Raw genomic sequence first — 23,966 nt, 5'->3', positions numbered from 1 at the left:
GTGCCTTCTTCTCCCGCCGAACCGCCCTCTCCCTCCCCCCCCCGAGGGCCTTTCTTTCGGGCCACACTTTGCTTCCTCCGGGGTTCTCCGCTTTCAGGCTTCCCCGCCTGTGGCTTGCCTCCTGCTGACCCCTCGCCGCTGCCAGGTGCCGCGGGGGCGACGGACGACGCCCCCGCGGTTCCCCTCGTTAGGCCGCCGCCGTCTCGGCCAGGGCCAGTTGCTCGTCGCCGGCGTCCGCGGTGTCGGCTCTCGTACCGCGTCGCCTTCCGCGGGCCTCACCGACCGGGACTCGTGCCGCGCTGTCCTCCGTGTCCGGTGCGCGCAGGGCGCCGCCCTTCTGGCCGCGCTTGCGCCCAGGGCTTCCCGTGGCATCCACGGTGCCGTTCGGTGCTTCCGGCAGGCTCGCCGAACCGGCCTCCAGCCCAGCCCAACCAGCCAGGTCAGCCGCGTTCGCGGGGTCGGCGCCGTCAGGGGCCTCAGGGGTGGGGTAGGTGTTCGCCGTGCCCACAGATGTCGTGCCGTCGGTGTCGGCGTCTGTCGTGTGGAAGGGGTTGGGCTCCTCACGAGGGAACGCGCGGGACGCGAGGTGCCGGTTGCGGGGGCCCATGGCCCAGTCGCGGGTTTCCTCGTCGAGGCGGTCGCGCATCTCCTTGCTCACCGCCCCGCTCCCGGCTCGCTCCGGTTTGGTGAAGGCTCCGGTGCCCCAGCGCAGGTCGTGCCCCACCGCGCTCGCCTCGATCTCGGGCATGAAGCGGCGATCTCCCTCGACGCCGAACTCCCGGATGCGCAGCCTGCCCGACACCACCACCGGATGACCTGCCCGGATGGAGGTCGCGACGTTCTCCCCCAGGGCACGCCAGCAGCGGACCGTGAAGCAGACCTTCTCGCCGTCTGCCCACTGGCCGGTCTTCTTGTCGAAGTATCGGTGCGAGGTGAGCACCTTCAGCGAGGTGACTCTGGTGCCCTCGTCGAAGCTGTACTGCCTCGGCTCTGCGGCGACGTTTCCGGTGAGCGTGATGTAGATGTCGTTCATCCCGTGCCTCCCATGTGGCGGGCCGACTGCCCGCGATCTGGGGAACACGGTGCCGTGGACGGGCGGGGGCCGAGGCAGGCGAACGCCATTCTGTGGATGACCGGGCACGGAGGCGGCGAGGGCTGTGGATGAGGACGTCAGCGCAGATGCACCCGCGAGTTCAGGCTCAACCCGCCCGTAGCCCCCCGGGGTCGAGAGGCAGGAGGACGGAGGCGGCCGGTGCGCGATCGTACGGGCTCACCGGCTACCGCCGCGTCTCAAACGGACAGCTCGCGCAGTGCCGTGTGGAAGGAGTGGTGCCGGCCCAGTTCCCGCTCCACCGGCTCCACCACCATCGTCGTGGACACCGCCGCGACCCTGCGGCGCATCTCGCGTTCCAGCCGCTCCCGCTCCCGTGAGGCCCCGAGTTCGACGAAGTTGCGGGACGCGATGCCGGACAGCGCCCCGAGGCCGAGCACGGAGGCCATCATCAACCCCACCCACGGCAGCGTCGCGGTGTCGCCGAGCAGTTCGAGGGACGAGGGAAGCCGGCCCGGCATGAGCAGCCCGACCGCCAGCCAGGCGATCCCGGCCACGAACGCCGCCACCAGGAAGTACTGCCACACCTTGAGCGCCCGCCACCAGCCCGGCACGCGGTCGAGTTGCGGCGCGACCTCCGAGAGGTCTTCGGTCAGGGCCTGCGGGAGCTTGCCGGAGCGGGACCTCGCCGCCTGGTGGACGGCCGTGCGCCACACCGGGCTCATGCCCACGGACAGGCCGTCGGCCAGCGCCTGCACCGCGTTGGAGACCTCGGCCGACTGGGCGCTCACCGAGGCGGTGGCGATGCCGTGGATCTCGGAGCTCACGTCGTCGAGGCGCAGGCTCTTCAGCGGGTCGCTGCGGAACTTGCCGAACCAGCGCGGGTACGGCCACCCCACCCACAGGTTCGACCGCGCCGCGTAGACGTTCTCCATGGCCTCGCCCACGGCCGGGACGCCGACCGCGTCGCACAGCGCGTCCGTCAGCCCCATCCGGCGGGCCTCGTCGACCGTCGAGGGCGCGGAGAGCGATTCCCCCATCGGCATGGCCTGGCTGAGCTTCTGCTCGAACCGGTGCAGGTCGGCCTCGAGCTTCTGGATGGCGGCGCGCCGCCGGGAGACCGCGGTCGCGATGACGCTCTTGAGGCTCTCGATGCCGCGCCCGGTGACGGCGGAGGTCGGTACGACGCTCGGGTGCTCGACGCCTTCCCTGCGCAGCAGGTCGTTGAGGTCGATGACCAGTTCGGCCAGTTCCTCGGTGGTCAGCCGGTCGGCCTGGTTGAGCGCGAACACGGTGACCGCCTCGTGGCCCGCCAGCTCCGTCACGTAGCGCCGGTGGGTGGAGGCGTCGGCGTACTTCTGCGGGTCCAGCACCCAGACCACCAGGTCGGCCAGCCCGATGAGCCGGTCGGCCTCGGTGTCGGTGAGCGCCCTGATCGAGTCGTGGTCGGGCAGGTCGAGCAGGATCAGCCCGTGGAGCTGGCTGTCGCCCTTGTCGAGCGCGCTGGCCCGGGAGAAGCGATGCCGCCACTGGATCTGCAGCCAGTCGAGCAGCGGCCCCGCGCCCTCCAGCCCCCACACGCAGGCGTGGGTACGGGCGGTGGTCGGCCTGCGTACGCCCGTCGGCGACAGCTCCAGCCCGGAAAGCGCGTTGAACAGCGACGACTTACCGCTGCCGGTGCCGCCCGCGAGCGCGACGACGGTGTGCTCGGACGACAGCTTGAGCCGGTTCCCGGCCCGCTGCAGCAACGCCCCGGCGTCGTCGAGCAGCTTCTTGTCCAGCCGCCCCGGGCCCAGCTCCACCACCTTGGTGAGCGCGGCCAGCCGCGGAGCGAGCCCCGGTCTGGTGGTGGTCATGGTCATCGAACGACCTCAAGGTTGTACGTTGCCTGATATAGCCGGGTCGCGACGGACTCGTCGGGAATGCCCGCGGAATCGAGCGCTCGCACGTAACGCATGGCCTCCTCGTCGAACAGCATGCTGATCCTGGCCCGCAGGTCGCTGAGCGCCTTGGCGCCGATGCCGCGCAGCGACTCCGCGCCGAGCAGCGCGTTGACCAGCCGGTGCGGGACCCCTTCGCCGTTGCCGCCGCTGAACATGGCGACCATGAAGATCACGGCGAGCGAGTCGGGGTCGAACGAGACCAGCTTCGACACCGACCTCTTGGCCACGCCCTCCGTGCGCACGAGCTCGCTCAGATGTTCCTGCCAGGACGCGATGGCCCGGCCGGTGAGCCGGATGAGCTCGTCGGACGGCCGGTCGAGATCCGCCCCGAGCTTGGCCCCCAGCTCGGAACGGCGTCGCCAGCGGGCCGCCGCGTCCGCGCAGGCACGGTTGGCGGCGGCGACGATGACCGACTCGAGCCCGGTGCGGATCGCCGCCTTGAACGCCAGCACCCGCTCCGGCGCCTGCTTGGCCGCCCGGCCGCGCTTGCGCAACTGCAGCGAGCGCACGAGGTCGCCGGACCCGGCGAAGTCCTGCCAGCGGGCCAGCACCTCGCCGTGCAGCAGCGAGCCGTTCTTGGATGCCTTGTCGATCTCACTGAGGGCGCGCAGGAAGGCCCCCTCCACGTCGCCGCGCAGCTCGGTCCGGAACGCGACCTGCGCCTCCAGGTGCTTGGCCAGCGCGGGTACGCGGGTGCGGAAGCTGTCGAGCACGCCGTTGAGCGTCTCGCGCACGGCCTGCGCCCGCCGCTCCTCGTCCACCGACAGCTCGGCCAGCCACATCCGCAGGTCGGTCACCTCGGAGTCGGGCAGCTTGCCGTCGCCCACCTGCGACTCGTGGATGACGAACCGGTCGATGTCGCCGAGGCCGTACTCGGTGAGCATGCGGACGAAGTGCTTGAGCACCACGTCCGCCGAGCGCTGCGGCACCCGTGACAGGACGATGGCCAGCCGGGCGCCGCGCTCCTTGGCCAGCCGCAGCAGGCTCCACGCGGGGGCGTCGGCGTAGCGGGCGGCCGTGGTCACGAAGATCCACAGGTCGGCGGCGTCGAGCATGCGGTGGGCGATCTCGTGGTGCTCCTCGACCACCGAGTCGATGTCGGGGGTGTCGAGCAGCGCGACGCCCTGCGGGAGCTTCTCGGTCGCGGCGATGACCAGGCCGCGCATCCCCGTCTCGGGGGACGCCTGGTCGAGGCGTTGCAGGCCGCCGAGCAGCTCGCCGTCCGCGAACCACCCCCGGTCGTCGGGGTGGCAGGCCAGGACGGGGGTGCCGGTGGTCGGGCGGCGTACGCCGGTGCGGGAGACGTTCTTCTCGGCGAGGCTGTTGACCAGGGTGGACTTGCCCGCGCCGGTCGAGCCCGCGATCACGATGAGCGCGGGCGCGGTGCGGGTCCTGACCCTCGGCAGGACGTAGTTCTCGAGCTGGGCCAGCAGCTCGGCCCGGGCCTGCCTGGCCTCGTCCGAGCCGGGGAGGTCGAGGCCGAAGCGCAGGTCGGCGATGCTCGCGCGAAGGGCGTTCAGCGCCGTCGTCAGCGCCTCCATGGCCTCCGGGGGCAGCTCCTCCAGGCGCTCACCCGGCCGCGACGGCTGCTCTTCGGCGTCGGGCGCGGAGCCGGGCTCGGAGTCGGGCTCGGCAACGGGTTCGGCGTCGTCGCAGGTGCCGGGAGCGTTCCCGCTCTCGGGGGCGGCGGTGCCGGCCTCGGCCGCGGCTTCGGCGGGGCTGTCCGGCTCGGGCTCGCCGCCGTCGCGCACCGGCTCGTCGGCAGGGTCTCCGGGCTGGTGGACGTCGGCGGCTTCGTCGGGGCGCTCGCCATCGGGGGCGACGGTCTCCGTGCTCGCGGGCTCGTCCGGGCGCTCGGTGCTCTCCGCGGTCGCCTCGGCCCACACCTGTCTCGCGGCGTCGTCCTGAATGGCGCTGTCCGGAAGGCCGTCCGGCGCCTGGCCGGGAGCCGGGCGGGCGCCGGGCCCGTCGAGTGCCGCCGGACGGACGAAGAGGGAGGGCCGTTCGGGGGCGGGCGGCTTCTCGAAGACGGACGCGGGCCGGAACAGCGACGACGGCCCCTCATCCGGCCGCGCCCCCTCACCAGGCCGCCGCCCATCACCCGGGCGTGGCCCGTCGTCCGGGGGCGGGCGTCGCAGGGCGGCCGGCTTCTCGAAGAGCGAGGGCCGGCGAGCAGGCGGCTCCTCACGAGCTTCCTGGGCTCCCGGCCCCCGAACAACCTCATCCGCGCGCGCATCCGGCCCCTCGCGGCCTTCGCGTCTCCCCTGCGCCTGGCCAGGCTCGCCGGCCTCGCGCAGGTCCGGCGCGTCGTGGGGCTCGCGGTCCGTACGCGGGTCCCGCGCGGCGCGGGGCTCGTCCGGGCCCAGGCCGGGCCCGGTGGCCCCGTCGCGGGGCTCGTGCTCAAGCGCACCGCGCCCCGATGACTCACCGTCGGGCGCCCCACCGTCCGGCAGCCCACCGTCCGGCGCGGCGCCGGTCGGCGGCCCGGCGGCCGGGGTGTCGTCGGTGCGGGCCTCGGGGTCGAGGTCCTCGTCCGTCACCGGGCGGAAGCTCAAAGTCTGCTCCCCGAGTGACTCCTGCCGCCCGTCATCCATGGCCGTGTTCACGGCAAGCGCTCCGCTCGTACCATCTCGACCTCCTGGCCGACCCGCACGACGTCGCCGACGATGACGATCGCCGGTGGCCGTATCCCAGCCGCGGACACGCGGTCGGCCACGGTGGAAAGCGAGGCGACAACCGCCCGCTGGGTCGGAAGGGTACCGTCCTGTACCACCATTACGGGAGTCTCCGGCGAACGTCCGTCGCGGACGAGTGCCTCGGCCACCTTGGCCAGGCGCTCGACGGCCATCAGCAGCACCAGCGTGCCCTGGGAACGGGCCAGGGCCGGCCAGTCGACGGTGGACCTGGGGTCGTCGGGCGCGACGTGCACGGAGATGACGTGGAAGTCCTGGCTCACGCCGCGGTGGGTCACCGGCACCCCGGCGGCGGCGGGCACCGCGACGGCGCTGGTGATGCCGGGGACGACCAGCACGGGGATGCCGGCCTCGGCGCAGGCGATCATCTCTTCGCCGCCGCGGCCGAACACGAACGAGTCGCCGCCCTTGAGCCGGACCACGAACTTGCCCTGCCTGGCGCGGTCCACGAGCAGCTCGTTGATCGTCTCCTGGGACAGCGAGCGGCCGTAGGGGACCTTGGCGGCGTCGATCAGCTCGACGTCGGGGGCCAACTCGTCGAGCAGGGCGCGGGGCGCGAGACGGTCGGCGACCACCACGTCGGCCTGGGCGAGGAGCTGTCGCCCGCGCACCGTGATCAGGCCGGGGTCGCCGGGGCCGCCGCCGACGAGGGCCACGCCGACCGGCTTGGTGCGGTTGCGCCGGGCGTCGACGGTGCCGTCGCGCAGCGCCTCGACCACCGCGTCTCTGATGCCGGCGGCCCGGCGCGGGTCGCCGCCCGCGGTGACGGCCACGCTGATCTCGTCGACCCGGCCGGTGGCGGGGGTCCAGGCGGCGGAGGCGTCCTTGTCGTCGGCGCGTACGCACCACACGCGCTTGGCCTCGGCCTCGGCGGCGATCGCGGTGTTGACGGCCCTGTCGTCGGTGCACGCCTGTACGAGCCAGGCCCCGTCGCAGTCGCCGACCTCGTAGGGCCGGGCGTGCCAGGTGACCCTGCCGGCGGCGATCAGGTCGTCGAGGGCGGGGGTGACGCCCGGCGACACGACGGTGACCTCCGCACCGGCCTCTAGCAGCGCGGGGACCCGCCGCTGGGCGACGCGTCCGCCGCCCACGACGAGGACCCGGCGGCCGGAAAGCCGCAGGCCGAGGAGGTAGGGGCCCATGGGGGGAATCTCCCGTTCGCGAAGGTTGTGTTAGGAGGTAAACCTACCGGCTCCGCATGTGTCATTTGCTGCGCACGCGTTAACGACCGTCAAGAAGGGGCTGCCTGGGGTCCCAGCGAGGCCCGCCCTCATCGTCTTTACGGCGTCTGGCCATCGCTGACAGGGCCTCAAGGATAACCCGGTTTCCGAGGAAGGCGGTGATGTCCGCGTGATCGTAGGGCGGCGCCACCTCGACGACCTCCATGCCGGCCACCGGCATCTCATAGCAGATCCGGCGTACGGCGTCGAGGAGCTGCCGGGCGGTGAGGCCGCCGGGCTCGGGGGTGCCGGTGCCGGGGGCGTGGCCGGGGTCGCAGACGTCGATGTCGACGGAGAGGAAGACCTGGTCGCACTCGTCGAGCGCGATCCGGAACGACTCGGTGAGGCACTCGTCGAGCCCCCGGGCCACGATTTCGGTCATCTCGAAAGAGCGCATGTTCTGCCGGGCCATCCAGCCGAGCGTCTCCGGCTCCGGCCAGTACCCGCGCAGGCCGAGCTGCAGGAACCTGTCGCCCCTGATGGCCCCGGACTCGATCAGCCGCCGCATGGGCTGGCCGTGCCCGTGCAGGTGACCGAAGGTGATGTCGCCCGTATCGGCGTGCGCGTCGAAGTGGATCATCGAGGTACGCCCGGCCAGGTACGCCCTGGCGGTCCCCCGCGCGTCCGGCAGCGCCACCGTGTGGTCGCCGCCGAGCACCAGCGGGATCGCCCCCGAGGCCGCCACCCGGTGCACCGCCTCCTCGATGGCCGCCAGCGAGCCCTCGACGTCGCCCGAGTAGCACTCCACGTCACCGGCGTCGAGCACCCGCAGGTCGCGCAGCGCGTCCACGCGCAGCGCGAGGCTGGGCCGCGAGCCGTCGTGCGGCAGGTAGCACGCCTGCCGCAGCGCCAGGGGGCCGAACCTGGCGCCCGGCCGGTTGGAGGTGCCGCCGTCGAACGGGGCGCCGATGATCACCACGTCGGCGCCGGCGTAGCTCTCCGGGTCGTTCACGTCGCAGCGGTCCACCCCGAGAAACGTGATGTCGGGGCCATACATGGGTCCATATCGCGACATTGTCCGTACCTCCCGTTTCCCCGTCATCACACGGGCTTTTCGGTCACTCCCGCGGAGTCGAACGTCGCCACGTCGTGCATGACGCGCACCGCCGCGCACACCATCGGGTGCGCGAGCAGGCCGCCCGTGCCCTCGCCGAGCCGCAGCTCCAGGTCCACCAGCGGGCGCAGGCCGAGGTGGGCGAGCGCGGCGGCGTGGCCGGGCTCGGCCGAGCGGTGGCCGGCCACGCAGTGATCGATCGCGGCCGGGTCGAGGGCCGCGGCCACGAGGGCGGCCGCGCCGGCGATGACGCCGTCGAGGATCACCGGGACGCGGACCGCCGCGCCGTACAGGATGAAGCCGGCGATGGCCGCGTGCTCGAAGCCGCCGACGGCCGCCAGCGCCCGCAGCGCCTCGCTGGGCGAGGCCGAGGGGTCGCGCACCTCGTTCGTCCGCAGGGCCGCACGCACGATGCCGACCTTGTGCTCGTACGTCCCGTCGTCGATGCCCGTGCCCCGCCCGGTCACCTCGGCCGGGTCGCGGCCGGTGAAGGCGGCCACGAGCGCGGCGGAGGCGGTGGTGTTGGCGATGCCCATGTCGCCGGTGACCAGGCAGCGAGCCCCCTCGGCCACCAGGTCCCTGGCCACGGAGATGCCGGCCTCCAGCGCCCGCACGGCCTGGTCGACGGTCATGGCCGGGCCCTGCGACAGGTCGGCCGTGCCGTACGCGATCTTGTGCTTGACCAGGTCGGGCGCGTCGGGCAGGTCGGCGGCGACGCCCACGTCCACCACCGTCACCGAGGCTCCGACCTGGGCGGCGAAGGCGTTGGCGACGGCGCCGCCGGCCAGGAAGTTGGCCACCATCTGCACCGTGACCTCCTGCGGCCACGGGCTGACGCCACGCGCGTGCACGCCGTGGTCGGCGGCGAAGATGGCCAGGGCGGCCGGCTCCGGCACGGGCGGCGGGCTGACGCCGGCCGCGCCCGCCAGGCGGACCGCGACCTCCTCCAGCACGCCGAGCGAGCCGCGCGGCTTGGTGAGGCGGTCCTGGTGGGCACGGGCCTCGGCGAGCACCCCAGGGTCGGCGGGATGGATGGCCGCCAGCGTCTCAGCGAACACGAAACCTCCAATTGCGGAACGTCACGGGACGAGCTGAAGCGCTTCCTCGTATCGGTCGATCACGACGTCGGCCAGGGTCTCGCAGTCGCCGATCACCTCGGCGCAGCGGATGTCGAGGTCGGGGTGCCCCGCCCCGTACGCCAGCGCCTGCGCCCACACCCGCTCCAGCAGGCCACCCGCGAACAGCAGGTACGGCACCACGATCACCCGCCTGGCCCCGAGCCGGCGGCAGCGCTCCAGCCCGCCGGGCACTCCGGGAGGGGTGACCGACACGAACGCCGTCTCGACGGTCATGTAGTCGTAGGCGTGCGTCTCCCAGAACAGCCGGGAGACCCGGTGGACCTCGGCGTTGGCGGCCGGGTCGGTGGAGCCCTCGCCGACCAGCACGACGGCGGTCTCCCCCGGCTCGACGTGCGGGTGGAAGTCCTCGGCGGGCGGGGAGTCGACGGAGCGCAGCCGGGGCCGGGCTCCGGCCAGTTCCAGCGCGCGCGGCCTGGACAGCTCGGCGGCGGCCTCGTTGAGCCGCTCGGCCAGCAGCGCCAGCACGCGCGGGTCGGGGCCGAGCGGGCGGCCGTAGTCGTACATGAGCGTGGGGTGGCGCTGCTGCTCCAGCGCCAGCGCGGCGGGGAACTCCTCGCCCACCCTGCCCAGGCTCAGCGGCAGCGCCACGAGCCGGTGGTGCCCCCTCGCGACCAGCGAGGCGACGGAGTCGCTCAGCCGGGGCGTGGCCCGCTCCAGGTAGCCCCCCGACACGTCGGCGCCCGACTGGTCGAGGCGGCAGCGCAGGCGGTGGACGAACCTGCCGAACTCGGCGGCGTAGGCGTCATCCTGGGAGCCCTGCCCGATCAGCAGGAGCGGCGGCTTCATCGTGAGGGATTCTCCGGTGCGGTGGACAAAGTCACGCGAGGATAACCGATGCGCACCGGTAGGGAACAGGTCACGCTGTGTGCGCGGGTGTCGCGTGCACGACGAAGACCGGGTCGGAGGCGGCCAGGTGGTGGGAGCCGTCGGGGTCGAGCACGAGTTTCGAGGCCAGGATCTGTGTGCCCTCGCCCCGGTAGCCGTGCTCGCGCAGCCGGCCGAGCACGGCGGCGACCTGTTCGACCTTACGCAGCGCGCACACGAGCACCCGCGGTCGCCTGACGGCGCAGGCCATGATCACGTCGAGGCCGCCGCCGCCCACGAAGACGGCGTCGGGGGCCGGCAGCGGTTCGAGCGCGGGGGGCGCCTGCCCCCTGGCCAGGGCCACCTTCACGCCGTGGGCGAGGACGGCGGCGCGCAGTTCGGCGCAGCGTGCCTCGTCGCGCTCCACGGCCACGACGGCCGCGCCCAGCCGGGCGCACTCGACGGCGATCCGGCCGTCGCCCGCGCCCACGTCCCACACCAGGTCACCGAGGCGGGGGCCGAGCTTGGCCAGCACGTACGCCCTGACCTCGGCCGGCAGGCCCCCGGCGGCCGGCAGCGCCCACTCCGGCGGGCCCGGCCGCGCGCCGGCCACCCAGGCCGGTTCCGTGGGCCGGTGCAGCGGATCGACGACGAGGACCACCTCGGGGTCCTTCCACGGCCTGGTGGTGGCCTCGCCCATGCGGCTGTGGGTGACCCGCTCACCCGGCCCGCCGAGGTCCTCGCACACGATGAGCGCGCGCGGCGTGGTGGGCGCCAGCTCCCTGGCGATCTCGGCGGGGCCGACGCCCGGCGCGGCCAGCAGCGCCACCTTGGGGTGCGCCCGGCAGGCGTTGACGACCCGGTTGAGCTGCCCGGGGCCCGAGGGGGCGACGACCAGCGCGTCCTCCCAGTTGAGCCCGGCGCGGGCGAAGGCCCGGGAGACGAGCGAGACGGCCGGCAGCACGTCCGGTTCGAGGCCGTGCGCCCGCAGCGCGCGTACGGCGCCGAAGAAGCCGGGATCGCCCTGCGCGAGCACGACCGCGGGGCCCTCGCCGTGTTCGAGATGGTGGTGGAGGGCCTCCAGGAGCGTGCCGTCCGCCGCGCTCGTCGCGGTCACGTCGAGCTGGGCGACGACGGCGCTCGGGCCCACCACGAGCCCGGCCTCCCGGAGCCGGCCGGCCGCCTCGGCCGAGAGTTCGGACCCGTCCCAGCCGACCACCGTGATCATTGCGCCTCACCGTCCTCCTCTCAAGGGTGACGGGTGCGGGAGGGTTTCACCAAGGGGTGCCGGGGTCAGTCCGGTGTGCCCTCAGGCGAGGTCCGAGGGGATGAGGCTGTAGACGACCAGGTCCCCGCCGCCGAGCGAGGCGCGGGCGACGCCCTCGCGGACGAAACCGGCCTTCTCCGCCACCCGCTGGGAGGCGGTGTTGGCCGGGGCGGCGCGCAACTGGAGGCGGCTGAAGCCGTGCCGCTCGAACAGCCAGCGCGCGATCGCCAGGACGGCCTCACCGGCGTACCCGTTGCCCCTGGCCCAGGGCGCGGTCATGTAGCCGACCTCGGCGGTCCTGCTGTGCCAGTTGACGTCGCGCAGGTCCACGTTCACCGCCCACCGGCCGGTGGCCAGCACCTCGGCCGTCCAGGCGGCGCCCGCGCCGCGCATCTGCACGCGCTCGGCGTGGGCGATGTAGTCGCGGGCGTGTTCCTCTCCGTAACCGCGCGGCACCCCTGTGTAGGTCTGGGTGAGCGGGTCCGCGCCCGCGGCGGCCAGTTCGGGGGCGTCGGCGAGGGTCTGCGGGCGCACGAGCAGCCGCTCGGTGCGCAGTTCCGTCTTCGGCAGGGTGGCGACGGGCCCGCGGCCGTCGTGGCGCAGCAGGCCGAAGATGACGAGATCGTAGCTCCCGCCGTCCTCCACGACCGCCTCGCGGAGCACGCCTTCCCAGGTGAAACCCGCTTTGCCGGCCACGCGGAGCGAGGCGAGGTTGTCCAGCCTGGCAGTCAGGTCGATCCTGCGCAGGCCCAGGGTCTCGAACGCGTAAACCGTCAGGCCGCGTACCGCCTCGGTGGCGAAGCCGCGGCCCCGGTAGAGGGGGTGCACGCCGTAGCCCACCTCGGCGGTGCCGGCGCTCCAGGACGTCTTGAACAGGCTGATGGCCCCGACGATCAGCCCTTCGGCGTCGATCATGGCCAGATGCACGCCCTGACCGGCGCGGCGCAGCTCGTGCACGCCGTGAACGAGCCAGCCGGCGATCCCGGAGACCTTGGCGGGCGCGCCGGGCGGCAGGAACCGCGCTCCGGACTGCACGATCGAGCGGATCCTCGGGGCGTCCCCGGGGCCGAACGGCCGCAGTGTCAGCCGTTCCGTGGCGATGCTCACGTCGGGATCGAACACCCTCGGCAGGGTACACAGGGGCGATGTTTGCCCACGAAAGCGGGGGTAGGGGGGCGAACTGAGGGGAAGTGAGTTCCGATGATCGAACGTGGGAGCGACAAACACGGGCCCCGCCTCGACGATCAGCAGAAGCACGAGACCGAGGGCATGATCCGTGGCTGCGGCACGACGCACGCCGAGGAGTGGAAGGAGCCCGAGGCCATGCCGGCGCCCGGTGAGGAGTCGCTTCGCCCGTACCCGCCCGGTCACGAGCCCGGCGTCCCGGAAGGGATGACGCGGCGGGGCGTGGATCTCCGCAGCGACCTGGCCAAGTGGCTGAGCGACACCCACTGGCCCGCGTCCAAGAGCGAACTGCGCTCCCGTGCCCACCGCTCGGGCGCGCCCGATCCGGTGATCGACCTGGTCGAGTCCCTTCCCGAGCGCGGCTTCAGGAACATGGCCGACGTCGCCAAGGCGCTCGGCCTCGGGGTGGAGAAGCGGAGGTGGTGAACGGTGCGGCTCGACTTCGTCCGCCCGCTGTACGAGCGGCGCGGCCCGTACGCGTCGGTGTACCTGGGCGCACTCACCGGACCCCAGCGCGCGACTCACTGGCGCAGCGTGCGCGATCGGCTCGACGGCCGTCCCGGCAAGGCCGGCCAGGACTCCAAGGCCGACCAGGCGACCCTCGACGCCCTGGAGGAGGAGGCCCTGCGTGCCGCCGCCGGGCGGGCGTTGTTCGCCACGCACGGTGAGGTGGTGCTGGCCGAGTCGCTGCCGGAGCCCCCGTCGGAGGTGGCCACGTGGACGGTGCTGCCGCACGTCACGCCGCTGCTCATGCGGCGCGGCGAGAACCTGCCGCACCTGCGGGTCATCGTGGACCACGCGGGGGCGGAGCTGACCGTGTTCGGGGCGGGCGCGCCGCGCACGACCACCGTCGAGGCCGCCTCGTGGCCGCTGCAGAAGACCTCCCAGGGCGGCTGGTCGCAGAAGCGGTACGAGCGCGCCGTGGACGAGACCTGGGAGAAGAACGCGGTGGCCGTCGCCCACGAGATCGACGAGCAGGTGCGCAGGATCGGCGCGCAGCTCGTCCTGGTGGCGGGCGAGCCGAAGTCGCGCTCGTACCTGCTGCAACATCTCGGCACCCAGGCCGCGGACCGGGTGACGATGGTCGAGCACGGCAGCCGCGAGGACCACGGCCAGTTCGAGCGGGACGTGGAGCAGGCGCTCGACGACTGGCTCGACCGCAGGCGGGCCGACCTGCTCGAACGGCACCAGGAGTCCGCCGGCCCCACCGGGATGGGGCGGGTCTCGCAGGCGCTGCGCGAGGGCCGGGTGCACGCGCTGCTGCTGCCCGGCGAGCTGCCGGGGCCGGTCTGGATCGACGCGGACGGCCCGCACCTGGCCACCGACCAGGGCGAGCTGCACCGCTGGGGAGTGGCGCAGCCGGTGCGGGAGCGCTCCGACTCCGCGCTGGCCAGGGCGGCCGCGATGACGGACGCCGAGCTGTGGTTCACCGACGCGGTCACGGACGTGGCGGCCGTGCTCAGGTACTGATGATCACTTCCAGGGTGCGCGGGCCGTGCACGCCCTCGACCCGGTTCAGCTCGATGTCGCTGGTGGCCGACGGCCCGCTGATCCAGGTGAGGGGACGCACCGGGTCGAGCCGGGCGACCGCCTCCGGCACGCCGGGCACGATCTGGTCGGCCCGGACGACGCACAGGTGGTAGTCGGGCACCAGCGTCTGCGCCCGCGTGCCCTGGCCGGGGCCGTGGTCGAGGACGATGGTGCCGGTCTCGGCGATGGCGACGGCGCAGTTCGTGACCACGCCGTCGGCGGTGTCGAGGTCGTCCCAGCCGCCCGCCCGGTCGAACCCGTCGGGGACGATCATGCGGCGCTCGCCCAGGCACGCGTCGATCCTGGCGGGCAGGTCGGCGGCCGGGACGACGTGCACGATCGCCCGGTAGTCGTCCACCCGCTCGGCGAACAGCGCCACCAGATCGTCCGCCTGCCGCCGCAGCCGGTAGGCGCGGGGGATCTCGACGTCCCCCGCCCCGGCGACGGCCTCGCGCACCCGGGCGAGGATCTCCTCACGTGCGCTCATTCCGCTCCTGTTCATGGGTCACTCTCCGTCCCGCTCGCCGCCCCCGGTGCGCTCCCACCAGTCCCTGAACGACTCCTCCGGGATCTCGGGCAGGTCGCGGGTGTCGGTCCACGCCGACAGCGGGCCGGGCAGCCGCCTGGGCACCAGCTTGCGTACGCGGGTGGCCGCGCGCTGCGCCTTGGCCAGCCGTTCGTGGTCGTCGAGGATCCAGCCGGCCACCTTCATGCCGGCCTTCTCCACCGCCGCGTGCGGGGCCTTGGCCCGCAGGTCCACCAAGACCTCCGGGATGTCGATGGCCACCGGGCACACCTCGTAGCAGGCGCCGCAGAGGCTGGAGGCGAACGGCAGCGAGGCGTCCAACTCGGAGGACATGCCTCTGAGCTGCGGGGTGAGGATGGCGCCGATCGGGCCGGGGTAGACCGAGCCGTAGGCGTGGCCGCCGGCGCGCTCGTACACGGGGCACACGTTCAGGCAGGCCGAGCAGCGGATGCAGCGCAGCGCCTGGCGGCCCACCTCGTCGGCGAGCACGTCGGTGCGGCCGTTGTCGAGCAGCACCAGGTGGAAGTCCTGGCCCTCGACGGCGCCGGTCCACATGCTCGTGTAGGGGTTCATCCGCTCGCCCGTGGAGCTTCTGGGCAGGAGCTGGAGGAACACCTCCAGGTCCCGCCAGGAGGGCAGCAGCTTCTCGATCCCGACGACGCTGATGAGGGTACGCGGGAGGGTCAGGCACATGCGGCCGTTGCCCTCGGACTCCAGCACGACGAGGGTGCCGGTCTCGGCCACCATGAAGTTCGCGCCGGAGATCGCGACCTTGCTCCTGAGGAAACGTTCGCGCAGGTGCAGCCGGGCGGCCTCGGCGAGGGCGGGCGGGTCGTCGGTCAGGCCGGGCGGGACGTCGGGCATCTTCTCGAGGAAGATCTCGCGGATCTCCGAGCGGTTGCGGTGGATGGCGGGCACCAGGATGTGGCTGGGGAAGTCGTCGCCGAGCTGCACGATCAGCTCCGCCAGGTCCGTCTCGTACGCGGTGATGCCGTGCGCGGCCAGTGCCTGGTTGAGCTCGATCTCCTGGGTGGCCATCGACTTGACCTTGACCACCTCGGTCTCGCCGGTGGCCTTGACCAGGCCGGTCACGATGCGGTTGGCCTCGTCGGCGTCCCTGGCCCAGTGCACGGTGCCGCCGGCCTCGGTCACGGCCGTTTCGAGCTGGAGCAGGTAGCGGTCGAGGTTGCGGAGGGTGTGCTCCTTGATGGCCTTGCCGGCCGCGCGGAGCTCCGGCCAGTCGGGCAGCTCGCCGACGACGCCCGCCCGCTTGCCGCGAATGGTGTGGGTGGCCTTGCGGAGGTTGAAACGGAGCTGCGAGTCGGCGACGGCCTTCCGGGAGTTGTCCGGAAAGTTGCCCGGCATGCCGAGGAACGTCCCGCTCATTGAGTCTCCTCCGTGGCTGCCAGGATCTCGGCCAGGTGCATGGTCCTGACGCCGGTCCGCTGGCGGTCGAGGGTGCCGCCGAGGTGCATGAGGCAGGAGTTGTCCGCCGCACACAGCACCTCGGCGCCCGTGTCCATGATGTTGCGGGTCTTGTCGGCGCCCATCGCGGCGGAGACGGCCGGGTTCTTGACCGCGAACGTGCCGCCGAAGCCGCAGCACTCCTCGGCGCCGGGCAGCGGCACCAGCTCCAGGCCGCGCACGTTGCGCAGCAGCCTCGTGGGCCGGTCGCCCAGGTGCAGGCCGCGCAGCGAGTGGCAGGTCGGGTGATAGGTCACGCGGTGCGGGAAGTACGCGCCGACGTCGTCCACCTTCAGGACGTCGATCAGGAACTCCGACAGCTCGTACACCTTCGGCGCGACCTCCGCGATCGCCGCCGCTCCCCGGCTGCCGGGTTTGGCCAGCTTCGGGTACTGCTCGCGCACCATGGCCGCGCACGACCCCGACGGGGCCACGACGGCGTCGTACCCGGCGAACACCTCGGTGAAGTGCCGGGCCAGCCGCACCCCCTCGTCCCGGTAGCCGGTGTTGACGTGCATCTGCCCGCAGCACGTCTGGGCGGCGGGGAAGTCCACGTCGCAGCCGAGTCTGCGCAGGAGCGACACCACGGCCTTGCCGGTGCCGGGGAAGAGGGTGTCGTTCACGCACGTGATGAACAGGGCGACTCGCACGACTCTCCTTCCAAGGTATGGTCCGACCACAGTATGGTCAGACCATATCGAACCACAACGTTTCCGGCCAGCATGAGGAGGCTCAGGGTGGACGACACCGGCTGGCGTCCCGTCAAGCGAACGCGGACGTTCGAGGACGTGCTCGCCCAGATCGAACGGCGCATCACCGAGGACGGCCTCACCGTGGGCGACCGCCTGCCCGCCGAACGCCAGCTCGCCGAGCAACTGGGCGTCAGCCGCTCCTCGGTGCGCGAGGCCATGCGCGTGCTGGAGACCCTCGGCGTGGTCTCCTCCCAGGTCGGCCGCGGCCCGGACGCGGGGGCCGTGCTCACCTCGCGCCCCGACTCGGCGCTGACCGACCTGCTACGGCTGCACCTCGGCCTGGCCAGCCTGGAGATGCGCGAGGTCATCGACGCCCGGCACATGATCGAGCAGTGGGCCGCCGCGCACGCGGCCACGTCGGGGGCCGACACCTCCGCCCTCGCCGCCGCGCTGGCCGGGATGGACGCGGCCCGGACGGCCGAGGAGTTCGTCGAGCACGACACGGCCTTCCACTGCGCGATCGCCGACGCCTCGGGCAACCGGCTCATCGCCGCCATCATGCGCTCGCTGCGCGACTCGATGCGCAGGTACTCGGTCGAGGCGGTGCAGCGCCTGGGCGACACGTCGGTCCTGCGCGCCGACCACGTACGCATCCTGGAGGCCGTCGAACGGGGCGAGGCGGGCGAGGCGACCCGGGCCGTCTCGGAGCACCTGGCGCACGCCTACCCGGCGCTGTTCCGCTAACCCTGCTGGTCGGCCTGCCGGCAGGTCGCCCCCGAGCACGCGACCATCCCCGACAACCGGGTGTCCAGCCACGCCACCAGCGCCGGATCGGCGCTGGTGGCCAGGTTGCGCAACTGGTACGGGTCGGCGTTCAGGTCGTAGAGCTGCCGCTCCCCCGTCTCGTAGCGCACGTAGGTGTGCTGCTCGGTGCGCAACGCCTGGTAGGCCGGGACCGGCGTCTGGGCCGCCGACGACCGGTTGGCGGGTCTGGTGAACTCCACCAGCGCCTGTTTTCGCCACTCGGCGGGCGTGCGCCCGCGCAGCAGCGGCACCAGCGAGCGCCCCTCCGCGAAGCCGGGCACGGTGGCCCCGCCCAGTTCGGCGACGGTCGGGGCGATGTCGATGGTGACCCCCATCTGCGAGATCGTGGACCCGGCCGCGATGCCGGGTCCACGGACGACCATCGGGATTCTGATCGTCTCCTCGAACGGGGTGGTCTTGCCTTGCTTGAGGCGGTGCGTACCGAGATGGAAGCCGTTGTCGGAGCTGAAGAAGATGTAGGTGTTGTTCAGCTTCCCGGCCTCCTGCAGCGCGTTGACCACCGAGCCGACCAGGTCGTCCACGCCGAGCATGGAGCGCAGCCGCTTGCGGTAGAGCTCGTCCACGGCGCCGAGCGCGGCCGGCTGGAGCATCGGCCTGGCCTGCATCCACAGCGGCTCGTCGCTGACGTCCTCCTGGTTGAAGGACGGCGTGCGCGGCGCCATCGCCAGCGGGAAGGCATGGGCGTGACGGACGGCGGGGTTGGCCGGGTTGTGCGGGCCGATCGGGGTGAGGTAAAGGAAGAACGGCTGCCTGGAGCCGGTGATGAAGTCGTGCGCCTTGCCGGCCAGCACGTCGGAGAGGTAGTCCTGCTCCGCCCAGCCGAAGTCGCGCAGGGTGCCGTTCTCGTTGAGGCGGTAGCCGTACTCCTCGTAGAGCTTGCGGACCGGCACGTTCCACTCGTTCCAGCCGGGCGGGACGAAGTCCTCCGCGGCCGTCTTGCCGGGGTAGTGGTTGAGGAACTTGCCCATCAGCGCCGTGCGGTAGCCCGCCTGCTGCATCCAGGAGCCGATCGTGGAACGTTCCAGATCGAGCGTGTGGAAGCGGTCGAAACCGCCCTCGGGGGCGGTGTTGGTCAGCACGCCGTGGCTGTGGACGTGCTGGGAGCGCAGGATCGACGCCCTGGAGGGGCAGCACCAGGAGTTCGTCACGAAGAAACGGTCGAACGAGGCCCCCTGGCGCACGAGTTGCTGGGTGATGTTCGGGAACAACGGCAACGTGCCGGTTTCGAGATCGTCGGCCAGGATGACGACGATGTTCGGCCGGGAGTCACCCACAGCGATCGAGGGCTCGGCCGCCGGCAGCAGGAGCAGCAGGCAGGCGAGACGACAGAGAGCCTTGAGCACAGAGTGTGACTACCCCGGAAGATCCTCCATTGACACTTGGGACATCCCCGGCGGTAATAGAACTTAATTCCGGAGGTGTCACATGAAGCTCGGCCTGAACCTCGGCTACTGGCAGCGCAATCCCGACGACGCGACCGAATCGGTGCAGGCGGCCGAGCGGCTCGGCTACGACTCGGTGTGGACCGCCGAGGCGTACGGCAGCGACGTCTTCACGCCGCTGGCCTGGTACGGCGCGCGCACGTCCCGCATCAAGCTGGGCACCTCGATCGCCCAGCTCTCGGCCAGGCCGCCGGTCACCACGGCGATGACCGCCATGACGCTCGACGCCCTCACCGGCGGCCGGCTGCTGCTGGGCGTGGGCGCCTCGGGCCCGCAGGTGGTGGAGGGCTGGTACGGCCAGCCGTTCGCCAGGCCGCTGGCCAGGACCCGCGAGTACGTCGAGATCATGCGCAAGGTGTGGCGCCGCGAGGAGCCGGTGACCAGCGACGGCGAGCACTACCCGCTGCCCCTGCCGGGCGGGCTGGGCAAGCCGCTGCGGTCCATCACCCACCCGCTCAGACCCGACATCCCCCTCTACCTCGGGGCCGAGGGGCCGAAGAACGTGGCGCTGGCCGCCGAGGTGGCGCAGGGGTGGCTGCCGCTGTTCGCCTTCCCCGAGAAGATCGAGGAGATGTACGGCGACGCGCTGTCGAACGCCGAACCGGGCTTCGACGTGGCCGCCATGGTGATGGTGCTGATCTCCGACGACGTGCGGGCGGCGCTCGACGTCGTCAAGACGATGCTGACGCTCTACATCGGCGGCATGGGCGCCAGGCAGCGCAACTTCCACGCCGACATCATCGGCCGGATGGGCTACGCCGAGGCCGCCGCGCACATCCAGTCGCTCTACCTGGCCGGGCGCAAGGACGAGGCGTTCCGGGCCATCCCCGACGAGCTGGCCGACGGCATCTCGCTCGTCGGCCCGCCCGGCCGGATCAAGGAGCGGCTGGAACTGTGGCACCGCAGCCCGGTCACCAGCCTGCTCGTCATGGGGGTGCGGGACGAGCCGTCGCTCAAGCTCGTCCGCGACCTCGTGCTGGACTGACTCCCATGGCCGCCGGTACGGCTAGTCGGGGCGGGGCGCCGGGTCGGTGGTGACCGAGCGCAGGAGCGGGCGGCTGAGCGCGCCCGCCCCGATCACCCCGGCGAAGCCGGCCACGACGCAGCCCGCCAGCGTCAGCACCCCCACCAGGCTCACGCCGCCGATCATGAACGGCACCGCGCAGAACGCGCCGGTCAGGATCGCCCCGCCGCCCATCACGGTCAGCGGGATGAGCGTCTCGGCCCGGCGGGCCCGGTCGAGCACCTCCAGCGGGGTGCCGGCCAGGCGCAGCAGCCCGTACGTCTGCCGCCGGTCCAGCACCGACGACGTGGCCGTGATCCCCGCGCTGGCGATGGCCACCAGGAACGACACCGACAGCACCACGATCGTGCCCACGCGCACGTCGGCCAGGATCTGGGTGCCGAAGCGCCGGTCGTCGTGGCCGGTGGTGGGCGTGCGGCCGGGCACGATCCCGGCCAGCGCGGTGCGGGCACGATCGAGCGCGGCCGGGTCGGCGGAGCTGCCCAGGGCGGCGACGACGACGTCCTTGACGGGCCGCACCGTGGCCGGCACCCCCGCGTCCCGCAGCCGGGTGCGGGCCAGCTCCGCCGTCCGCTCCGCCTGCCCAGCGGGCGCGGTGACGCGGAGCTGAAGCGGCCCGGCCGCGTCGCCGTCCAGCGCCGACGGGCTGAGCAGGCCGAGGAAGCCCGCCACGAAACCGGTCAGCGCCACACCGCTCACCGTGCGCCAGGCCGCGCGCGGGTCGTCCACGAGCCGGCGGCCGGCGAGCAGCCGGGCGGGGCCGCGGGCGCCCGCCGCCGTGATCCGGCCGATCATGCCGACCACCCACGGCCCGGCCAGGTTGACGCACAGGAACGCCAGGGCCAGCGCCACCACGATGACCGCGACACTGGTGCCCCTGGTCAGCAGCGGGAACGCGGCCAGCACCGCCAGCAGGGCGAGCACCCGGACGAACCGCATGGCGGGCGGCGTCTCGCGCTTGGCCACGCCGAGCGGGCTCACCACGACCCGCCGCAGCCCGGCCACCGCCGACAGCCCGACCAGCAGCGGCACCGCGACCAGCCCCCCGGCCAGGACGAGCGGGCCCGGGAACAGGTCGGCGGTGAACCACGGCCCGCCCTGCATCTCGATCCCGGCCAGCAGCGGCACGGCCAGGGCGAAGACGACGGCCCCCGCGAGCGCGCCGGCCAGCGCGACGATCACCGCCTCCGCCACGGTCATCGCGACGATCTGGCCGGGCGTGGCGCCGACCAGCCGCAGCGCGGCCAGCCGCCGATCGCGCCTGGCCACCGTGAGCCGCGCCGCCGCGCCCCCGAACACCAGCAGCGGCACCACCATGAGCACGCTCGCGATGAGCGAGAGCACCTGGTACGCCTGCGCGTCCTCGCCGGGCTGCCCGGCCAGGCTCGCGACCTTGACCGGCGGCCGGGCGACGACCCAGTCGTCCGTGCGCCCGGCGGTCAGCGCGGGCGCGTCCGGCTCGTGGCCGACGACCGCGACCAGCTCGCCCGGGTGGACGAGCGCCGCGTCGCCGAGCACGCCCTCCGGATCGGGGTAGCGCCCGGCCAGTTCCGCGGCGGGCAGGTCGCGGGCCAGCCCGGCCAGCGCCGGCGACAACCACACCTCGCCGGGCGCGGGGAAGCGGGGCAGGCCGGGCGGCGGGGCCGGGGCCCTGCCGGGCAGCGCGGCCAGATCCACGACGGTGATGGCACGGTCGCGGACGAAGTCGAAGCGCGATGCTTCGACGGCCACCGCGCCGGACGCGGCCGGGACCGGGTTGCGCCAGGCGCCGCGTTCGGTCCTGGCCTGGAAGGCGGAGTTCGCGGCCACGGCGAACAGCAGCAGCGCCGTGGCCACCGCGACCGCCCCCAGCGTGAGCCAGGTGCCGAGCAGGCCCCCGCGCCCGCCGCCGCGCAGCAGCCGCCAGGTCAGTTCCAGGTTCACGCCAGTGCCCCGCTCTCCAGGAGCCGGCCGTCGCGGACCTCCACCGTGCGGTCGCACCAGGCGGCCACGTTCGGATCGTGGGTGACGACGATCAGGCTGGCGTCGTTGTGCTTGGTGGACTCCACCAGCAGCCGCATCGTCTCCTGGCCGGTCTGCTGGTCGAGCGCCCCCGTGGGCTCGTCGGCGAAGACCACGGCCGGCCTGGTGACCAGCGCCCTGGCGATGGCCACCCGCTGCGCCTGGCCGCCGGACAGCTCCCCCGGCCGCCTGGTCTCCATCGAGCGCAGGCCGAGCGGGCCGAACCACTCGCGGGCCTGCCGCACGGCCTGGACCCGCGGCACGCCGCCCAGCATGAGCGGCAGCGCCACGTTCTCCTCGGCGGGCAGCTCGGGCAGGAGCTGGCCGAACTGGAAGACGAAGCCGAAGCGGGTGCGGCGCAACTGGCTGCGCCCGCGCTCGCCCATCGCGTCGATGCGCCGGCCGAGCAGGTGCACCTCGCCTCCGTCCGGCTTCATGATGCCGGCCAGGCAGTGGAGCAGCGTCGACTTGCCGGAGCCGCTGGGGCCCATGATCGCCACGGCTTCGCCGGCCCGTACCGTGATGTCCACGCCGCCGAGGGCGACCGTCTGCCCGAACCGCTTGGTCAGGGCTCGTCCAACAAGCACGTCGTTCATGCCGTCCAGGCTCCCGCCGGAGGCGGCTGCGCAGGATCGGCCGAGCGACCATATCCGCCTCGGCCGAACGGCTGATCCTAGAGTTGGGCCGTGACTATTCGGGTTCTCATCGCCGACGATCAGCAACTGGTGCGTACCGGATTCCAGATGATCCTGGACGCACAACCGGACATGGAGGTCGTGACCGCGGTCGCGGACGGGGCCGCGGCCGTGGCGGAGGCCAGGCGGCTGCGGCCCGACGTGTGCCTGCTCGACATCAGGATGCCCAAGCTGGACGGGCTGGAGGTGACCCGCGCGCTGGCGGGCCCCGGCGTGGAGAACCCACTGCGGGTGGTCATCGTCACCACCTTCGACCTGGACGAGTACGTGTACGGCGCGCTGCGCTCCGGCGCGACCGGCTTCCTGCTCAAGGACAGCGGGCCCACCCTGCTCATCGAGGCGGTCAGGGCCGCCGCGGCGGGCGACGCGCTGGTGTCGCCGTCGATCACCGTGCGGCTGCTGCGGCACCTGGCCCAGCCCCGCCGGGCCGCCCTGCCCGCGAACGACCCGCTGACCGAACGCGAGCTGGACGTCGTTCGGCTGGTGGCCAAGGGACGGACGAACCAGGAGGTGGCCGGCGAGCTGTTCGTGTCGCTGTCCACGGTGAAGACGCACCTGGGCAGCATCATGGGCAAGCTCGGCGTCCGCAACCGGGTCGAAATCGCTGCTTGGGCCTGGGAATCCGGCGTGGTGAGCTGATTAACAGCGGGGCTCGCGGGATACAAGTGAATCAGAACCTCAGCGCATGGCCCGGGGGGAGAACAACGTGCGCTACACCCAGGCATCGCCCGCCAGAGCCGCTTGTGCCGTCTACGTGACCCTCACCGCCCAGGTCCTGTCCATCGGCGCCCTGGTGCGCTTCGAGCTGTCGCGCGGGCGGCGGCTCGCCGCCGAGCTGGCCGCGTTCGGCGGCCGTCCCCAGGGGGCCGACGCCGAGGCCGTGGTGGGCGCGGTGACGACGTTCGCGGTGCTGATGATGCTGGTGACGGGTACCACGATCGCCGCCGCGGCGGCCTACGTGACCTGGCTCGTACGCGCCAGGCAGGCCAACGACCGCTCGTCCGCGACGTCCCCGGTGGCGGTGGCCTGGCTGGTGCCCGGCCTCAACCTGGTCGCGCCCGCGGTGCTGGTCGACCAGGTGTGGCGCGGCGCCCGCCCGCCGGCCGGGAAGCGCGGCCGGTGGCTGGCCCTGCTCACCGCCTGGTGGGTGGCCTGGCTGGGCATGCTCGCGCTGGTCACGATCCGGCTGCCGCTCGACTCCACCGAGGGCGGCCTGACGGGGGTGGGGGTGCCGGAGCTGGCCTGCGCCGTCGTGGCCGCCCTGCTGTGCGCGGCGACCGTGCGCGAGCTGACCCGGCTGCAGCGGGCGGCCCGCTCGGGCCACGCCGCCGAGCCGGGCGCGGTGCCCGCGTTCTCGTCGCCGTCGGCCCCGGGGCCCACGGCGATGGGGCGCACCAGCTAGCGGCCGGCC

At 73.1% G+C, this 23,966-nt stretch carries 21 protein-coding genes; 6 read left to right on the top strand and 15 right to left on the bottom strand.

What is annotated here, in order from left to right:
• Positions 1 to 187: 187 nt before the first annotated feature.
• The 9 genes from FAF44_RS23915 to FAF44_RS23875 all read right to left on the bottom strand — a co-directional run bounded on the left by FAF44_RS23915 (position 188) and on the right by FAF44_RS23875 (position 12,293).
• Positions 188 to 1,033, bottom strand: a complete 846-nt coding sequence (locus FAF44_RS23915; RefSeq protein ID WP_237105472.1) for a single-stranded DNA-binding protein — start codon at positions 1,031 to 1,033, stop codon at positions 188 to 190.
• Between the two features lie 257 nt (positions 1,034 to 1,290).
• Positions 1,291 to 2,913 carry a YfjP family GTPase gene (locus FAF44_RS23910; RefSeq protein ID WP_237105471.1) on the bottom strand — a complete coding sequence of 541 codons (1,623 nt, stop codon included), beginning with the start codon at positions 2,911 to 2,913 and terminating at the stop codon, positions 1,291 to 1,293.
• Complete coding sequence (locus FAF44_RS55905; RefSeq protein WP_237105470.1) at positions 2,910 to 5,600, bottom strand: dynamin family protein; 2,691 nt, start codon at positions 5,598 to 5,600, stop codon at positions 2,910 to 2,912. Before FAF44_RS55905 ends, FAF44_RS23910 begins: the two co-directional genes overlap by 4 nt.
• Complete coding sequence (gene cobA, locus FAF44_RS23900) at positions 5,597 to 6,829, bottom strand: uroporphyrinogen-III C-methyltransferase (protein WP_237105469.1); 1,233 nt, start codon at positions 6,827 to 6,829, stop codon at positions 5,597 to 5,599. Before cobA ends, FAF44_RS55905 begins: the two co-directional genes overlap by 4 nt.
• Before the next feature lie 79 nt (positions 6,830 to 6,908).
• A complete protein-coding gene (gene speB / locus FAF44_RS23895; protein WP_237105468.1) occupies positions 6,909 to 7,904 on the bottom strand; it encodes an agmatinase in 996 nt (331 codons plus the stop codon).
• 44 nt (positions 7,905 to 7,948) lie between these two features.
• Positions 7,949 to 9,019: a nicotinate-nucleotide--dimethylbenzimidazole phosphoribosyltransferase gene (cobT, locus tag FAF44_RS23890; protein ID WP_237105467.1), complete on the bottom strand. Its 1,071-nt coding sequence runs from the start codon at positions 9,017 to 9,019 to the stop codon at positions 7,949 to 7,951.
• 21 nt (positions 9,020 to 9,040) lie between these two features.
• Positions 9,041 to 9,886: a sirohydrochlorin chelatase gene (locus FAF44_RS23885; protein ID WP_237105466.1), complete on the bottom strand. Its 846-nt coding sequence runs from the start codon at positions 9,884 to 9,886 to the stop codon at positions 9,041 to 9,043.
• A 70-nt stretch (positions 9,887 to 9,956) separates the two neighbouring features.
• A complete protein-coding gene (gene cbiE, locus FAF44_RS23880; RefSeq protein WP_237105465.1) occupies positions 9,957 to 11,132 on the bottom strand; it encodes a precorrin-6y C5,15-methyltransferase (decarboxylating) subunit CbiE in 1,176 nt (391 codons plus the stop codon).
• Between the two features lie 81 nt (positions 11,133 to 11,213).
• Positions 11,214 to 12,293 (bottom strand): GNAT family N-acetyltransferase, encoded by a 1,080-nt coding sequence (locus FAF44_RS23875; RefSeq protein WP_237105464.1) that lies wholly within the window; start codon positions 12,291 to 12,293, stop codon positions 11,214 to 11,216.
• A 78-nt stretch (positions 12,294 to 12,371) separates the two neighbouring features.
• Here FAF44_RS23875 and FAF44_RS23870 point away from each other — a divergent pair, with 78 nt between their 5' ends.
• Both FAF44_RS23870 and FAF44_RS23865 read left to right on the top strand, forming a co-directional pair.
• Entirely contained in the window at positions 12,372 to 12,782 is a 411-nt protein-coding gene (locus FAF44_RS23870; protein WP_237105463.1) for a DUF2795 domain-containing protein, read from the top strand.
• Positions 12,783 to 12,785: 3 nt separating this feature from the next.
• Positions 12,786 to 13,826: a Vms1/Ankzf1 family peptidyl-tRNA hydrolase gene (locus FAF44_RS23865; protein ID WP_237105462.1), complete on the top strand. Its 1,041-nt coding sequence runs from the start codon at positions 12,786 to 12,788 to the stop codon at positions 13,824 to 13,826.
• On the opposite strand, the gene FAF44_RS23860 is transcribed toward FAF44_RS23865, so the two are convergent.
• Genes FAF44_RS23860 through FAF44_RS23850 form a run of 3 tightly spaced genes read right to left on the bottom strand, consistent with a single transcriptional unit; the run spans position 13,816 to position 16,526 of the window.
• Positions 13,816 to 14,373: an LUD domain-containing protein gene (locus tag FAF44_RS23860; protein ID WP_237105461.1), complete on the bottom strand. Its 558-nt coding sequence runs from the start codon at positions 14,371 to 14,373 to the stop codon at positions 13,816 to 13,818. The two genes, FAF44_RS23865 and FAF44_RS23860, sit on opposite strands and share 11 nt — an antisense overlap.
• 18 nt (positions 14,374 to 14,391) lie before the next feature.
• On the bottom strand, positions 14,392 to 15,798 hold the full coding sequence (locus tag FAF44_RS23855) for a lactate utilization protein B (protein WP_237105460.1): 1,407 nt from the start codon (positions 15,796 to 15,798) through the stop codon (positions 14,392 to 14,394).
• Positions 15,795 to 16,526, bottom strand: a complete 732-nt coding sequence (locus FAF44_RS23850; RefSeq protein WP_237105459.1) for a (Fe-S)-binding protein — start codon at positions 16,524 to 16,526, stop codon at positions 15,795 to 15,797. Before FAF44_RS23850 ends, FAF44_RS23855 begins: the two co-directional genes overlap by 4 nt.
• An 87-nt stretch (positions 16,527 to 16,613) precedes the next feature.
• Here FAF44_RS23850 and FAF44_RS23845 point away from each other — a divergent pair, with 87 nt between their 5' ends.
• A complete protein-coding gene (locus FAF44_RS23845) occupies positions 16,614 to 17,312 on the top strand; it encodes a FadR/GntR family transcriptional regulator (protein ID WP_237105458.1) in 699 nt (232 codons plus the stop codon).
• Here the strand turns inward: FAF44_RS23845 and FAF44_RS23840 are convergent.
• A complete protein-coding gene (locus FAF44_RS23840) occupies positions 17,309 to 18,736 on the bottom strand; it encodes a sulfatase (protein ID WP_237105457.1) in 1,428 nt (475 codons plus the stop codon). The two genes, FAF44_RS23845 and FAF44_RS23840, sit on opposite strands and share 4 nt — an antisense overlap.
• Positions 18,737 to 18,818: 82 nt before the next feature.
• On the opposite strand from FAF44_RS23840, the gene FAF44_RS23835 reads away from it, so the two are divergent.
• Entirely contained in the window at positions 18,819 to 19,820 is a 1,002-nt protein-coding gene (locus FAF44_RS23835; RefSeq protein ID WP_237105456.1) for an LLM class F420-dependent oxidoreductase, read from the top strand.
• A gap of 21 nt (positions 19,821 to 19,841) precedes the next feature.
• Here FAF44_RS23835 and FAF44_RS23830 read toward each other — a convergent pair whose 3' ends face one another.
• Positions 19,842 to 21,782: an FtsX-like permease family protein gene (locus FAF44_RS23830; RefSeq protein ID WP_237105455.1), complete on the bottom strand. Its 1,941-nt coding sequence runs from the start codon at positions 21,780 to 21,782 to the stop codon at positions 19,842 to 19,844.
• The gene (locus tag FAF44_RS23825; RefSeq protein ID WP_237105454.1) at positions 21,779 to 22,456 is read right to left on the bottom strand and encodes an ABC transporter ATP-binding protein; all 678 of its coding nucleotides are present in this window, start codon (positions 22,454 to 22,456) and stop codon (positions 21,779 to 21,781) included. Before FAF44_RS23825 ends, FAF44_RS23830 begins: the two co-directional genes overlap by 4 nt.
• A 90-nt stretch (positions 22,457 to 22,546) precedes the next feature.
• Between FAF44_RS23825 and FAF44_RS23820 the strand changes: the two genes are divergently transcribed.
• Together FAF44_RS23820 and FAF44_RS23815 are read left to right on the top strand one after the other, a co-directional pair.
• Positions 22,547 to 23,194 (top strand): response regulator transcription factor, encoded by a 648-nt coding sequence (locus FAF44_RS23820; RefSeq protein ID WP_237105453.1) that lies wholly within the window; start codon positions 22,547 to 22,549, stop codon positions 23,192 to 23,194.
• Between the two features lie 46 nt (positions 23,195 to 23,240).
• A complete protein-coding gene (locus tag FAF44_RS23815) occupies positions 23,241 to 23,957 on the top strand; it encodes a DUF4328 domain-containing protein (protein ID WP_237105452.1) in 717 nt (238 codons plus the stop codon).
• Positions 23,958 to 23,966 lie beyond the last annotated feature (9 nt).

It is taken from the genome of Nonomuraea sp. MG754425 (assembly GCF_021699195.1).
GTDB lineage: Bacteria > Actinomycetota > Actinomycetes > Streptosporangiales > Streptosporangiaceae > Nonomuraea.
This window is presented reverse-complemented; position numbering and strand designations above follow the sequence as displayed.

What these genes read in the sequence shown, in the direction of transcription:
- FAF44_RS23915 (WP_237105472.1), bottom strand. Translation starts at nt 1,033, where the DNA reads ATGAACGACATCTACATCACGCTCACCGGAAACGTCGCCGCAGAGCCG.
- FAF44_RS23910 (WP_237105471.1), bottom strand. Translation starts at nt 2,913, where the DNA reads ATGACCATGACCACCACCAGACCGGGGCTCGCTCCGCGGCTGGCCGCG.
- cobA (WP_237105469.1), bottom strand. Translation starts at nt 6,829, where the DNA reads ATGGGCCCCTACCTCCTCGGCCTGCGGCTTTCCGGCCGCCGGGTCCTC.
- speB (WP_237105468.1), bottom strand. Translation starts at nt 7,904, where the DNA reads ATGTATGGCCCCGACATCACGTTTCTCGGGGTGGACCGCTGCGACGTG.
- FAF44_RS23885 (WP_237105466.1), bottom strand. Translation starts at nt 9,886, where the DNA reads ATGAAGCCGCCGCTCCTGCTGATCGGGCAGGGCTCCCAGGATGACGCC.
- cbiE (WP_237105465.1), bottom strand. Translation starts at nt 11,132, where the DNA reads ATGATCACGGTGGTCGGCTGGGACGGGTCCGAACTCTCGGCCGAGGCG.
- FAF44_RS23870 (WP_237105463.1), top strand. Translation starts at nt 12,372, where the DNA reads ATGATCGAACGTGGGAGCGACAAACACGGGCCCCGCCTCGACGATCAG.
- FAF44_RS23860 (WP_237105461.1), bottom strand. Translation starts at nt 14,373, where the DNA reads ATGAGCGCACGTGAGGAGATCCTCGCCCGGGTGCGCGAGGCCGTCGCC.
- FAF44_RS23855 (WP_237105460.1), bottom strand. Translation starts at nt 15,798, where the DNA reads ATGAGCGGGACGTTCCTCGGCATGCCGGGCAACTTTCCGGACAACTCC.
- FAF44_RS23835 (WP_237105456.1), top strand. Translation starts at nt 18,819, where the DNA reads ATGAAGCTCGGCCTGAACCTCGGCTACTGGCAGCGCAATCCCGACGAC.
- FAF44_RS23825 (WP_237105454.1), bottom strand. Translation starts at nt 22,456, where the DNA reads ATGAACGACGTGCTTGTTGGACGAGCCCTGACCAAGCGGTTCGGGCAG.
- FAF44_RS23815 (WP_237105452.1), top strand. Translation starts at nt 23,241, where the DNA reads ATGGCCCGGGGGGAGAACAACGTGCGCTACACCCAGGCATCGCCCGCC.